Consider the following 12,860-nt stretch of genomic DNA (forward strand, 5'->3'; position numbering starts at 1 on the left):
TCTCCTAAATGCTCAACTTTTTCAAGTTACGTTTTTTACCGTAAATGATCTGTACAATTGCACGGGTTACTGTAATCGCAGTAAACATCGAGCAAACAATACCAATCATGAGTGTCACGGCAAATCCTTTGATCGGACCAGTACCAATGGCAAAGAGGATAAATGCAACAAGGAATGTGGTTAAGTTCGAGTCAAAGATGGTGTTATAAGCTCGATCATAACCTGCAACAATCGCCTGTTTAGGCGATGCTCCCCATTTGATTTCCTCGCGTATTCGCTCGCAAATTAGAACGTTTGCATCCACCGCCATACCGATGGTAATAACGATACCTGCAATACCTGGCAGCGTTAATGAAGCACCGATCCAAGACATAACCGTCAAGATCATTGCTAAGTTGAATACTAGAGCGAAGTTCGCAATAACACCGAATAAGCGGAAGAATACCACCATCCAAATTGCGACCAAGATGAATCCAATTTGAGTGGATAGTACACCCTTATCGATGTTTTCTTGACCTAAGCTTGGACCGATAACACGCTCTTCAACAAAGTACATTGGCGCAGCGAGCGCACCTGCACGAAGCATTAAAGCTAGCTCAGCTGCTTCTTGGGGTGAATCTAAACCAGTAATACGGAACTGTGAACCCAGTACTGCTTGAATATTTGCTGCATTAATGACGAAAGATTCAGTATATGGTGTGCGTACTTCAGTTTGTGCACCTGTTTCAGGATCTTCAACGTAACTGATACGTTGTTTATTCTCAATGAACAGTACCGCCATACGCTTACCAACAGCGCTACGAGTCGCATCTGACATTAACTTACCACCTGCATTATCAAGGGTAATGTTAACTTCTGCTGTACCACTATCTTGTCCAAAGCCTGAAGAAGCATTTTGTACACGCTCACCCGTCAGAATACGATTACGGTTAAGTAAAAGTTCACGACCACTGTCTAAAGATTCATAGGCGAATACTTCTGTCCCTGGAGGTAAGGGTTGACCATTATATTTCCCTGAATAAGGATCAATATATTGATCATTTAGATCAGACACCAAACGGAATTCTAAGTTTGCTGTACGACCTAAGATACGTTTTGCTTCAGCTGTGTCTTGGACACCTGGTAATTCAACCACAATACGGTTGCTACCTTGGGTTTGAACCAATGCTTCTGCAACACCAAGTTCATTAATACGATTACGAAGTGTTGTTAAGTTTTGATCTAACGCATACGACTGAATTTCTTGCTTTGTGGTATCTGTATAGGTTAAACGAAGACTGGCACCATTTTCAGTTGCAAGTGCTTGTTGAGTATATTTATTGCCGTTACGACGAAGTTGATCCATCGCTGCTGCACGATCTTCATTGTTAGCAAATTGAACAGTGATCGCATTGTTATTCAATGAAAGACTATTGAATTTGATCTTGTTCTCACGGAATTCGCGTCGCAAATCAGCAGCCGATGTTTCCATGCGCTGCGCAATCGCTTTGTCCATATCCACCTCAAGGAGGAAGTGGACACCACCACGCAAATCAAGACCAAGTTTCATTGGTCGTGCACCGATTTTCTGTAACCATTCAGGTGTTGTTGGCGCGAGGTTTAATGCAACAACATAGTTTTCACCCAGACCTTCACGTAGGATATCTTTTGCTTTTAATTGGGCTTCAGAACTGTCTAAACGTAGAAGGGCAGCATTTTGAGTAAAGCTGTTATTGTGGGATTGGATATTGTTGCTTTTTAATAGTTGCTCTGCTTTTTGAATCACTGTGTCATCAATGACAGAACCAGCTTTTGCACCAGAAATTTGGACAGCTGGTTCATCAGGATACAAACTTGGCAGGGCATATAATGTACTCACGACTAGTACAACTAGAATGAGTAAATATTTCCATGCTGGGTAACGCATTCGCTTTCTTCTTAAAATGAAAAAAGTCGTGCAGCTGCACGACTATTTTATAATTAAAGGTTATTTAGAGTGCCTTCAGGTAATACTGAAATCACACTTGCACGCTGAATTTTAACTTCGTTGCCACGGTTTAATTCAACCACAGCGAAATCACCTTCGAGTTTAGTAATACGGCCCATTAAACCGCCTGCAAAAACGATTTCGCTGCCAACGCCTAAGCTCTCAACCAAAGTGCGATGTTCTTTCGCACGTTTTGCTTGAGGGCGCCAAATTAAGAAGTAGAAAATTGCAATGAATACTGCAATCATCAATAAGTTAGCAACTAAGCTTGGTTGTTGTGCAGCTTCACCAGCTGCGTGTGCAGTCGAAATAAAAAGGCTCATTTCATTTTCCTAAACTAAAAATATCAAAAAAGATGATAAAAAATCGGCTTGTTCAGCAATTTACATTGTCTTTTTGCTCAGCGCAAATACTGATGTATTAATCTTGCGGACAAGGAGGTACTTCAAGCCCACGGCGTGCATAAAAATCGTGAACAAAATCATCAAATGTTCCGTTATCTAATGCATCACGCATCATTTCTGCTAAACGCAAGTAATAACGAAGGTTATGGATTGTGCCAAGCATTGATGCAAGCATCTCACCACATTTTTCTAAATGGTATAGATACGAACGGGTAAAGTTGGTACAGGTGTAACAATCGCAATGCGGATCAAGTGGGCTTTGATCATGGCGGTATTTCGCATTTCGTATACGCACTAAACCGTCCGTAACAAAATAATGTCCATTACGTGCGTTACGAGTTGGCATTACACAATCAAACATGTCTACACCACGACGAACAGCTTCAACGATGTCTTCTGGTTTGCCAACACCCATTAAATAACGTGGTTTATCCGCAGGCATTTGCTCTGGAAGATAATCAAGGACCTTGATCATCTCTTCTTTTGGCTCGCCTACAGAAAGACCGCCAATCGCATAACCATCAAAACCGATTTCTTTTAATCCATTTAGTGATTCTTGGCGGAGGTCTTCATACATGCCGCCTTGAATAATACCAAACAGAGCATTGCGGTTTTTTAACACATCATGATGTTGAGTCTTACAACGCTTTGCCCAACGCAATGAAAGTTGTAGAGATTTCTGAGCTTCTTCGTGAGTCGCTGGATAGGGTGTACATTCATCAAAAATCATCACGATATCTGAATTCAATGTATGTTGAATATCCATCGAAATTTCAGGAGAAAGAAAGACTTTAGAGCCATCAATTGGAGAGCGGAATGTTACGCCGTCTTCTTTGATACTACGCATTGCGCCTAAGCTAAATACTTGGAAGCCACCAGAGTCAGTCAAAATTGGTTTATTCCATTTCATAAAACCATGTAGACCACCGTGCTCACGAATGACATCTAGACCAGGGCGTAGATATAAATGAAAGGTATTTCCTAAAATGACCTGTGATTTAATTTCTTCAATATCACGTGGGAGCATGCCTTTAACAGTACCGTAAGTTCCGACAGGCATAAACATCGGTGTTTCAACGACACCATGTTCCAAGGTTAAGCGTCCGCGTCGAGCGCGACCAGACTGACCTAATTTTTCAAACTTCATAAATTGTCCAAATCGAGGCGAAAAAACAGTTCGCTGATTGATAGCGATAAAGCGCTCTATTTTCCTAGATTCGCGCAGTTTATGCTAGAAAAATTACATTATTCTTAACGACTTGGATTTTTGTTTATGAAAAATTACAAGAGATTCATGATCTTGCTAAACAATGAAGATATCTGCTTATTTTTCGCCCAGCTATACAGTTTTTAGCATATCTTAATATGAATAAATCGTAATGGATAAACAACGTGATTCTCTAAGATATTGCCACTTTTTAAGGTGGAATCCTTATTTGAAATTAGGGCGATAATCAAAATTTTGTTGAGCTTGATGATCTGTAAATGGGCGAATAGGTTTCTTTGCGAGGCTGATACTGTTGATTAAGTTATTTGGAAAAATTTGAATCAAGTTATTAAACTCTTCGACATTTCGATTGAATATTGAAATTGCAGCACTGACATTTTCATTTTGCTCTTGAATGTCATGCATCATTTGGTTGTAAAGCTGATCAGCTTTGAGATCTGGATAATTCTCAACAACCACATTTAAACTTTTCATTAACGACTGACTTAGCGCTTCAATATGCTGAAGCTGAGCTACATCAGTTGATTGTGTATTGAGATTTAGGATTTGTTGGCGTAAGGCTGTGATATTTTCTAATGTTGATTTTTCAAACTCAGTGTATTGAGATAAATTTTGCTCAAGATGCTCTAATGTTTTAATTTTCTGACGTTCAAAATTTGCGACATCTGACCAAGCACGCTGAGAAGCATTCAAATATCTAACGATATTATTTCGAACCCATATTCCCCAAACAATAATCAAAACAAAGATGGAAAGAAAAATGAATAAGCCCACACGCATTACCTAATATGATCGTTATTATGCAACTAAGTTTAGCATGCTCTGTTTGAGTTGTTGATAATTTGGCATGGTTAATGTTCTTAAGTAACCGCGCAAAGCGGATATATTTTTAATGTCTTTGATTTCAAGCTTGTGCGTGACTTCAAATAAATCGCGCTCTCCCAAATAGCACATGATTTGGTCATGAGGGTGGAAAATTAAGTCGCCCTGGTGAAGTCGATAAAATTCAATTAGTTTGAGTGTGGTTGATGGCGTCATGATCTTTGCGAGTTGTAAGCGGTCTGTACCGTAAATCTGAACTTTTTTACGTAGCTCTAAATCGCTGCTCTCCCAGTGCTCTGTATATGGTGCTGTGAACTCTTTCTTTCTACTGGTTGTCGCTAATCCTAGTGGTGATATATCAAATACAAATACGCCCCAATGATGACGTTCAATTTTTTTTAATTTTTGTGGTGTTTTGTTTTGCTCAGGCAGATTGATTTCATCAATAAATCGGTAATGAAAAAGCATAACAGGAAAATCTTGATTTTGCGCGTTTTTCCACGTGGTGGAGGCAAACTTTAAAATATCATTGGCATGGTTACCTTGGTTAAACAAAGGAAATTTTTGCCTTAGCTGACTTATGATCAAGGTGTTATGTCTATTTGTTCCAAGGTGTGATGGCGTTGAATAAGCTTCTATACCGAATTTAAAACCAATCATTCGTTCTTCAAGAAATGAAATCACTTCATGAATAGGTTTATTCGGTTCATAAATTATATATGCAATCAGGATAAGTATCGCCGATGCGCTATATGCCATCCATTTTAATGTGTCAAAAATAGGAAAGAGCGAAAAAACACTGAATATGATGGCAAGCGTAACTAAAAATTTAGGTATGCCATTGTGAAAAAAGAGTTGGGTATTCGATCCCCATGGATGTAATCCTTGCAGGATGTCATCAGAATGTTGAGCAGAACGTCCAAGAGCCCAAAGCCGATCAACACTGGCCATAATTTGCTTGTTCTTTCGGGTGCGAAGGTGAAGCAGTTGCTGAACAGAATCAATCGGCATAGATCAGATCCTAATCTTTTGCTTGGTCAATCAACATTGCGTCACCATAACTAAAGAAACGATAGCGTTCTTTTACAGCATGTTGATACGCATTCAAAATATAATCACGATTGGACAGGGCTGAGACAAGCATTAATAATGTTGATTCTGGAAGGTGGAAGTTAGTAATTAAGCGATCTACTACTTTAAATTCATAACCAGGATAAATAAAAATCTGAGTATCACCAGTCCAGCCCTTCAGTTGGCCATCATTGGCTTGAGCCGCACTTTCAGTTGCCCGTGTTGCAGTCGTTCCGACGGCAATCACTTTATTGCCTCGATCTTTAGTCGCCTTAATCAACGCCATAGCTTCATCGCTGACTTGGCACCATTCACTGTGCATGATGTGATTTTCGATATCAGTGGTGCGTACTGGTAAGAAGGTACCTGCACCCACATGTAAGGTGACAAATGTCTTGTTTACACCTTTATCTTCAAGTTTTTTTAATAGTTGTTCATCAAAATGTAGAGACGCCGTTGGAGCAGCAACGCTAGCAATTTTTGTAGGATCATTAAATACGGTTTGATAACGAACAGTATCAATATCTTCTGCTTCTCGGTTGAAGTAAGGTGGAATAGGCAATGCACCATACTGATCCAATACATCTAAGATTGGTTTGGAAAATTCCACCACATAGAGATTTTCATGGCGCCCTTGAACCGTAACTTTAACCTCATCTGATCCGACAAAAAGCTCAGCACCTGGTTTTGGTGAGTTACTTGCTTTGATATGGCAATGAGCAATAAATTGATCAAGCATTCTTTCAACCAGAACCTCAATCGCACCACCCGAAGCACGCTTACCTTTCAAGCGAGCTTTCATTACCTTAGTATCATTGAGAACTAATAAATCACCTTCATTAAACAGGTCTAAAATATCGGTAAATTGGTGATCGTCATATTGACCATCGGCTTTAAGATGAAGTAAGCGAGAAGCGCTTCGCTCTTCAAGAGGGTAACGGGCAATAAGTTCGTCAGGGAGTTCAAAGTTAAAATCAGAAAGTTGCATAAGAATATAAAAATGGAATCAGCAAAAATTTTGGCATTAGTATATGCTTTTTTTGCCTAGTTCGAGTTGAGTTTGGTGGTTAAAAAAGCATAATGCATGCTATTGATTTAAAAATAGGCGCTTGAGTCAGGTTTTGCATTGACAAAGAAAAGAAAAACGATATTATACCGAACACAACCTTTCCCGAGGTGGTGAAATTGGTAGACGCGGCGGACTCAAAATCCGCTGTCAGAGATGACGTGTCGGTTCGAGTCCGACCCTCGGGACCAGTTACCTAAAAAGGCTCTAAGCACATTAAGACTTAGAGCCTTTTTTTATTGTCTAAAATCAATAATCTGCGTTAACCATTCGTTCAAAACTTAATGACTTCATTAGCCTGATTTCAGGTGGTCATTCTGGCAAATAAGTCCCTAAATGAGTACCTGATTTTCCCTTGTTTTTCATGGTGGAAATCAGATGGCTAAAATTACAAAACCTTTAACGGCAAGACAAGTTGAACGAGCTAAACCAACAGACAAAGAATACAGTCTCTTTGATGGAGATGGTCTTTATCTTGTAGTACGTCCTTCTGGTACAAGAACTTGGATTCTTCGTCTGCGAGATGATTTTGGTAAAACTCACAAGATCAAGTTAGGAACATTTCCTGAAGTACCATTGGCTCGAGCTCGAGAGAAGGGTGCTGAATACAGACGATCAATCGCTTTAGGTAAAGAGGTTGATGAGGTTCTTGGGAGAGGTGAATACAAGGTTGATAAGGTAAAGTACTCTCTTGAATCTGTTGCAAGAGAATGGCTTGAACAATATGCCAAGCGCAAACCATTAGAAGAACATACAAAGCATAAGCGCATTCGTAAACTAGAAAATCATCTATTCCCAATGTTAGGCCATTACCCAATTGATGATCTTCGTCCCAAGCATCTTCGTAAAGTGCTAAACCATATCTATGAAAAGAGTGCTGATAATGCTCAACGAATTAGAGCGGACCTCATTCTCATCTTTAGCTATGCAGTGCAATACGGTTTAATTGAAGTAAACCATGCAAGAGAGATGGAGAGTCTTGATCTCTCAGCTCCTAAGAATCATAGACCTGCATTACCACTACACCGATTACCTGAGCTGATACGGCGCATCAGAGCTGATTCAGGGGATGAATTGACAAAGCTATGTATGGAGCTTGGCTTACATATTTTCATTCGCTCATCTGAATTACGATTTGCTCGTTGGAATGAGATTGATTTCAATAAACAACAATGGGTATTGCCTGCAAAGCGAAACCAAGTAAATGGGATTAAACATTCTGACCGTGGAGCTAAGATGAAAGAACCACATATTGTGCCTTTATCTGATCAAGCTATTGCTTTGTTGAATCAGGTAACGAAGCTAGGAGGAAACTCTGAATTGGTTTTTCCAAGTCCTTTTAGCAGCACCGTCTTCTTGAGTGAGAATACCTTTAATGTTGCTTTACGACGTATGGGATATGACACCAAAAAGGACATCTGTTTTCATGGTTTTAGGGCGATGGCACGGTCAGCCTTGGGTGAGTGTGGCTTGTTCCAAAGAGATGCGATTGAGAAGCAGATGAGCCATCAGGAGCGCAATGATGTGGTAGGTGCTTATACCCATGTTGCAGAGTATCTCTATGAGCGCAAGCGAATGATGCAGTGGTGGAGTCAATACCTAGTGGATATTGAAGCCAAGGGATATGTATCACCTTATGATTATGCTTATACGCAGTCACTAAATGAGAATGCTTAAATGAAAAAAGCTCCCATCCTTGGGAGCTTTTTCATTAGATTAAGTCGTTTTTAAATTGACTTATGTCTATATCGTTAAGATAGCCAACACGAAGGTAATTGCCTAAAGCTTTAGAGTAGATCTCTTGCTTTGTAAGACCTGTGTATTCACAAATTACCTCTAATTTGCGATGCATCTTTGGTTCAACATAGAACGTGGATTTTGCATCCTCAGTGCGAAAAGGCCCTATAGAACTAGCCTTATCCACACAGTTAGCTATGGTGTTAAGTATGACAGTATCTTCAGATATTGGTTGCATATCGACTTTCCTTGTCTGTTAAAAGATACGTATATTTTAAAGGCTATAAAGGGTTTGTACCAAATTTCATATACGTACGTAAGTACGTACTTATTTGAAGAAATAGATCAGTCAGCGCTGACTAACTTATTGTTTTTTAATTATAAAATGGTTTGACATGACCTGTTTCTTAAGTGTAATTTCGAGTCCATTCAAAATGAGTGGAGCTCAACATGTCACAGCAAACTATTCTACAAATTATCAAAGAATTGCTTGAAAAGGGGATGAAAACAGATCCCCAAAAGACAATTCAGCTACTGCTACAACTTCTCAAGGAGTTAGCCATTATTGAGCCAAAGCAGGATGGACACGACTTATCAATTTTTGAAAAATACCGTCATCCGCTATATCAAATTGTTAAAGAGTTAGAACATATTAAATCATTTATTGCATCAAAAGGGTTAGGTGGTGTTACTACTAAAGAGCTTTACGACTATCTAAGCCTAAGTAGCGAGCTTAGTCCTGCCATTATAAGAGATCGGTTAGAGATGTTGATTTTTAATAAGAGCATTAAACAGGGAAAGAAGAGAATGGGTACTTATGTAAGCAATGTCTATTACATCTTGTGAAACTAGTAGGCACCTCCGGTGCCTTGAGCGAGTCTCTTGATTATAAGAATAATAGAGAGTTCCTTTGTTAAAACCACTGACTTTACCAATCAGTCTGGTTACTTATTTGAGGTGGGAGTTAAATAAGTTTTCAGATTTGATTGGTAAGGTCTTAATTATGATTTGATTCCAGGTCTGTTACTCTTTTACTAAGTTGGCTCTATGCCATGCTAGATAAGGTAGGTGTCTTTTATCTAGCTTTCGTAGTTTTAGGTCGGAGCTCAAATGTAATAACTCAAGATCAATATTCGTTAATACAGGGCTTAATATGATAGACCTATCATCATTAAAGCTAATTAATCTTTGATCGAAGGCTCGATCTAACGTGGGAGAAAGTAGCAACCCATTAAAAGGATCTAATCGAGCATCCTTATCTATACTCCAAGGCTTAATGTGAGAAGATACTAGTAGAGCTTTTAATGTGCAGCCTGTAACGGCACAACTACCATCCCAGTATTCAAGTAACTTCTCGCGGAATTTACCTTGTCCCAGGCGAAGTTTAACTAACGCTTCTTTTTCAGTTTGAGTTAGAGGAAGATCATCAATACTTGCTTGTATGTCTTTAGTGGGCTCTAAAGCAAACATCAGCTTCATGAACTGAGGTAGAGCATCTCTATCATGTATTGTGAAGCAAAGAGCCTGTTTTTGAGTGGTTGGCTTGAGTGGTTCTTTATCTGGATAACCTTGGAAGCATGATCGATTTGAATCATAACCACCGGATACTCCTTTAATCGATAAGCATTCATTGATTTTAGTAGTATATTTTGGGATGAATGGTAGAGCGAAATTAGCTTGTGTGTAGTCTTTATCCTGTATGTGTAAAGTGAAGTCTAGGGTAGGATGTTGTAATCTGTGAACCTTTTTATTACTTGGTTCACCAGATGGTTTGAGCTTAAGCTTAAAGCCATAATAGTTGGTTAAATGTTCTTGCAGGTCGTTTGGAGAAAATGCCATTTGATTCACGCCATTTATTATTAAAAGTTAATATCATTGGACACATTGCACTCTTATCAATTACTACAATCTTGGAAAGGTGAAGAACCAAGTTTCATTGACTCTACATGTGTCAGGTAGCTATGAGCCTGATTATGCTGATCGTTGATTGGTTTACAAGATTTTTTGATGCTGCCAATGAAATTAGCCAAAAGAGCAATTTTTTTTCAAATAAATCAATTTCTTAAAATCTGAAAAAGTGTAATTTCAAAACTTCACCCTAATTTTGAGAGGTATATCAAGGTGCTGAGACTTTCGTAAAACTATAGTTGATTGAGAGCATACACTAACTTGAACTGTCACTATCATTAGACCTCAAACCAATAGTTAAATGACAGCTTTGTCATAGCACTCCATTAATCTTAGTCATTTGACAGTGAGTAGCTCATCCCACTTAAAGTAGTTTTGAGTCAATCTATCTCTAGACATGTTCCAGTTACGATTAGCCATTTGACTGGCTCCTAAGCCAAGCTTAGATTTTCCATACCTTTGATGAATTTCTTCAAGAGAATCCAATAAGCAATTACTCAATTCAATTCGTTTCATATCAGTGAACATGTCGTAGATATGATGTGCTTTCGGCTCTAAGCAAGTCAGAATTACCCCACATTTCTTGAAAGCAATATCTTTAGCATAGAGCTCATCAATCATTGCTGTAGCGATCTTAGAGAGTACTAACAGATCATCTGAGGGTTCAGGTAGGGCAAAGGATAGTGACTTGTTGTAGAAAGGTTTAGAGGTATCAAAAGGGTTCGATTGGACGAAACCAATCAAACAACCACATAGTAATTTCTCGTTTCTTAATCTACTGACAGCATCCATAACATACTTTGTGATAGCTTCTTTAAGATCATCGGCCTCATAAATTCTTTGACCAAATGAACGGCTGGCTACAATCTGTTTCTTGGCAGGTGGAGAGTATTCAAGCTCAATACATGCTGTACCATGTAACTCCATCAGTGTACGTTGCATGACAATTGAAAATTGGTCTTTGATCAATTGAGGCGAAGCCAAGACAAAATCCATTACAGAATGGATTCCCATGCTGTTGAGCTTCTTAGTATGTCTACGCCCAACACCCCAAATCTCATTCACTTCTATACATTGGTACAGTAGTTCAGTTGAGCATGGGTCCATTGAAACCAAGTTGCATACACTATTGAAGTAAGCATTCTTCTTGGCGATATGGTTTGCAAGTTTGGCTTCAGTCTTTGATCTGCCAATACCAATACATACAGGTAAACCAAGCCAAGAGAAAACACGCTCTCTGATTTGTTGAGCATATTCGGTGAGATTGTAGTTCCCCGTATGAGCGGTAAGATCTAGAAAGCATTCATCAATTGAGTAAATCTCTTGTTCTTGAGGAGCAACATAATCAGATAAGAGCTTCATAAACCTTCTAGACATCTCTGCATACAGAGCATAGTTACTTGAGAGAACTTGCACATGATGCTTCTCTACAATGTCTTTGATCTGAAAGAGTGGGACTCCCATCTTAATCCCTAAGTCTTTGGCTTCTTGGGAGCGAGCCACAGCACAGCCATCATTGTTGGATAGTACAATGACAGGCTTATTGTTCAGGCTAGGGTTAAAGATCCTTTCACAACTGACATAGCAGTTGTTTATGTCTACAAGAGCATAGACTTTACTTTTACAATCCATGTATGAAACCAAGATGTAGAATTATTGAATTACTTACGCTTTCTGAATGGCTTCAAAACATATGTGACTACACCCCAAATAATCATTTCTTGACCGTCTTTAAGATGGATGTCTGAGTACTCAGGATTCTCTGCTTTAAGCCAACGCTTATCGTCTTCAAGCATAAGACGTTTTACTGTGAACTCATTGTCGATGAGAGCGATGACAATGTCTTCATGTTTGGCTTCAATACTGCGGTCCACTACAAGTTCATCATCTATGTCGATACCTGCATCTCTCATAGAAAGAGAAGCTACTTTTACAATGAATGTTGCTGCCTCATTTTTGATGAGGTGTTCATTCATATCGAGGGTCTTATCTACATAGTCCTGAGCGGGGGAGGGAAAGCCAGCAGCTACCTTTTCTGAAGCCAAAGGAATACTCATCACAGAGCTTGGCTCAACTAATGTGATTGAAGCCACATCATTAAATCTAGTCTTGGTTGAACCAGCCAGGTAATTCTTAATTTCAATCACCCTAGATGCAGGTACTCGAACAACCTTAGTTGGTTCATCATACAAAGGCTTTCTTCCAGCACCTTCTCTATTTCCACCCCATTGACCCACCATAAATTTATGCTCCCCTAAAATTGAAAATGTAACACAATCAAATGTTATGAGAGAGAGTTTATGTAAAGCAATGAAATTACGATAAATGGTTTAAGAAGGTCGTTAAGTGATGCTTGTGTGATCAAAGCGCGAGTTCGTCAACTTAGTACTCAAAACGTGAGTAATTGAACTGCCGCCCTCCGCGCGGTGGATCGGGATAATCCACAATTCAATTAACAGAAAATTTCAATGTACATTACTCCAACTCATGTCAGTTTGAGCCAAAATGAAATTCACGATGCAATCATGATGTACCTTAATGAATCAGGTATTCACACGTCTAATCGAATTGACATCATAGGTATTCTGCCGAGATCCATAACTGTGTCTCTTGTTAAAGATGACAGAGTTTATCTGCAGAGCCCATTGGATTTAAGTG

The 12,860-nt window shown here is 39.1% G+C and carries 12 protein-coding genes and 1 tRNA gene; 3 read left to right on the plus strand and 10 right to left on the minus strand.

Annotated elements, in window-relative coordinates; all coding sequences use genetic code 11:
- Positions 1 to 4 precede the first annotated feature (4 nt).
- From secD to queA, 6 genes are all read right to left on the minus strand, one after another.
- The gene (secD, locus tag AC1M9M_RS07415; RefSeq protein ID WP_481596019.1) at positions 5 to 1,906 is read right to left on the minus strand and encodes a protein translocase subunit SecD; all 1,902 of its coding nucleotides are present in this window, start codon (positions 1,904 to 1,906) and stop codon (positions 5 to 7) included.
- Positions 1,907 to 1,959: 53 nt separating this feature from the next.
- Positions 1,960 to 2,289, minus strand: a complete 330-nt coding sequence (gene yajC / locus AC1M9M_RS07420; protein ID WP_035265599.1) for a preprotein translocase subunit YajC — start codon at positions 2,287 to 2,289, stop codon at positions 1,960 to 1,962.
- Between the two features lie 97 nt (positions 2,290 to 2,386).
- On the minus strand, positions 2,387 to 3,517 hold the full coding sequence (gene tgt, locus AC1M9M_RS07425; protein ID WP_035265598.1) for a tRNA guanosine(34) transglycosylase Tgt: 1,131 nt from the start codon (positions 3,515 to 3,517) through the stop codon (positions 2,387 to 2,389).
- Positions 3,518 to 3,802: 285 nt separating this feature from the next.
- Positions 3,803 to 4,378: a LemA family protein gene (locus AC1M9M_RS07430; protein WP_481591688.1), complete on the minus strand. Its 576-nt coding sequence runs from the start codon at positions 4,376 to 4,378 to the stop codon at positions 3,803 to 3,805.
- 18 nt (positions 4,379 to 4,396) lie between these two features.
- Positions 4,397 to 5,431 (minus strand): hypothetical protein, encoded by a 1,035-nt coding sequence (locus AC1M9M_RS07435; protein ID WP_481596020.1) that lies wholly within the window; start codon positions 5,429 to 5,431, stop codon positions 4,397 to 4,399.
- A gap of 10 nt (positions 5,432 to 5,441) precedes the next feature.
- A complete protein-coding gene (queA, locus tag AC1M9M_RS07440) occupies positions 5,442 to 6,479 on the minus strand; it encodes a tRNA preQ1(34) S-adenosylmethionine ribosyltransferase-isomerase QueA (protein WP_180028870.1) in 1,038 nt (345 codons plus the stop codon).
- A 182-nt stretch (positions 6,480 to 6,661) separates the two neighbouring features.
- Between queA and AC1M9M_RS07445 the strand changes: the two genes are divergently transcribed.
- Together AC1M9M_RS07445 and AC1M9M_RS07450 are read left to right on the plus strand one after the other, a co-directional pair.
- A tRNA-Leu gene (locus AC1M9M_RS07445) sits at positions 6,662 to 6,748 on the plus strand.
- Between the two features lie 187 nt (positions 6,749 to 6,935).
- Positions 6,936 to 8,234 carry a tyrosine-type recombinase/integrase gene (locus tag AC1M9M_RS07450; RefSeq protein ID WP_481596021.1) on the plus strand — a complete coding sequence of 433 codons (1,299 nt, stop codon included), beginning with the start codon at positions 6,936 to 6,938 and terminating at the stop codon, positions 8,232 to 8,234.
- Positions 8,235 to 8,268: 34 nt separating this feature from the next.
- Here AC1M9M_RS07450 and AC1M9M_RS07455 read toward each other — a convergent pair whose 3' ends face one another.
- Positions 8,269 to 8,532, minus strand: coding sequence for a hypothetical protein (locus AC1M9M_RS07455; RefSeq protein WP_481596022.1), 264 nt, complete (start codon positions 8,530 to 8,532; stop codon positions 8,269 to 8,271).
- Positions 8,533 to 8,744: 212 nt separating this feature from the next.
- On the opposite strand from AC1M9M_RS07455, the gene AC1M9M_RS07460 reads away from it, so the two are divergent.
- Positions 8,745 to 9,140, plus strand: a complete 396-nt coding sequence (locus AC1M9M_RS07460) for a hypothetical protein (RefSeq protein WP_481596023.1) — start codon at positions 8,745 to 8,747, stop codon at positions 9,138 to 9,140.
- A 177-nt stretch (positions 9,141 to 9,317) separates the two neighbouring features.
- Here the strand turns inward: AC1M9M_RS07460 and AC1M9M_RS07465 are convergent, their stop codons facing one another.
- From AC1M9M_RS07465 to AC1M9M_RS07475, 3 genes are all read right to left on the minus strand, one after another.
- Complete coding sequence (locus AC1M9M_RS07465; protein ID WP_481596024.1) at positions 9,318 to 10,133, minus strand: HNH endonuclease; 816 nt, start codon at positions 10,131 to 10,133, stop codon at positions 9,318 to 9,320.
- A 405-nt stretch (positions 10,134 to 10,538) separates the two neighbouring features.
- The gene (locus AC1M9M_RS07470; RefSeq protein ID WP_481596025.1) at positions 10,539 to 11,834 is read right to left on the minus strand and encodes a Y-family DNA polymerase; all 1,296 of its coding nucleotides are present in this window, start codon (positions 11,832 to 11,834) and stop codon (positions 10,539 to 10,541) included.
- 29 nt (positions 11,835 to 11,863) lie between these two features.
- Positions 11,864 to 12,442 carry a LexA family protein gene (locus AC1M9M_RS07475; protein ID WP_481596026.1) on the minus strand — a complete coding sequence of 193 codons (579 nt, stop codon included), beginning with the start codon at positions 12,440 to 12,442 and terminating at the stop codon, positions 11,864 to 11,866.
- Positions 12,443 to 12,860: the final 418 nt, after the last annotated feature.

The sequence above is a fragment of the Acinetobacter sp. ANC_7503 genome (assembly GCF_056780035.1).

Coding starts and splice junctions, on each gene's coding strand:
- AC1M9M_RS07435 (WP_481596020.1), bottom strand. CDS start 5,431: ATGCCGATTGATTCTGTTCAGCAACTGCTTCACCTTCGCACCCGAAAG.
- AC1M9M_RS07455 (WP_481596022.1), bottom strand. CDS start 8,532: ATGCAACCAATATCTGAAGATACTGTCATACTTAACACCATAGCTAAC.
- AC1M9M_RS07430 (WP_481591688.1), bottom strand. CDS start 4,378: ATGCGTGTGGGCTTATTCATTTTTCTTTCCATCTTTGTTTTGATTATT.
- AC1M9M_RS07465 (WP_481596024.1), bottom strand. CDS start 10,133: ATGGCATTTTCTCCAAACGACCTGCAAGAACATTTAACCAACTATTAT.
- AC1M9M_RS07450 (WP_481596021.1), top strand. CDS start 6,936: ATGGCTAAAATTACAAAACCTTTAACGGCAAGACAAGTTGAACGAGCT.
- AC1M9M_RS07460 (WP_481596023.1), top strand. CDS start 8,745: ATGTCACAGCAAACTATTCTACAAATTATCAAAGAATTGCTTGAAAAG.
- secD (WP_481596019.1), bottom strand. CDS start 1,906: ATGCGTTACCCAGCATGGAAATATTTACTCATTCTAGTTGTACTAGTC.
- queA (WP_180028870.1), bottom strand. CDS start 6,479: ATGCAACTTTCTGATTTTAACTTTGAACTCCCTGACGAACTTATTGCC.
- AC1M9M_RS07470 (WP_481596025.1), bottom strand. CDS start 11,834: ATGGATTGTAAAAGTAAAGTCTATGCTCTTGTAGACATAAACAACTGC.
- yajC (WP_035265599.1), bottom strand. CDS start 2,289: ATGAGCCTTTTTATTTCGACTGCACACGCAGCTGGTGAAGCTGCACAA.
- tgt (WP_035265598.1), bottom strand. CDS start 3,517: ATGAAGTTTGAAAAATTAGGTCAGTCTGGTCGCGCTCGACGCGGACGC.
- AC1M9M_RS07475 (WP_481596026.1), bottom strand. CDS start 12,442: ATGGTGGGTCAATGGGGTGGAAATAGAGAAGGTGCTGGAAGAAAGCCT.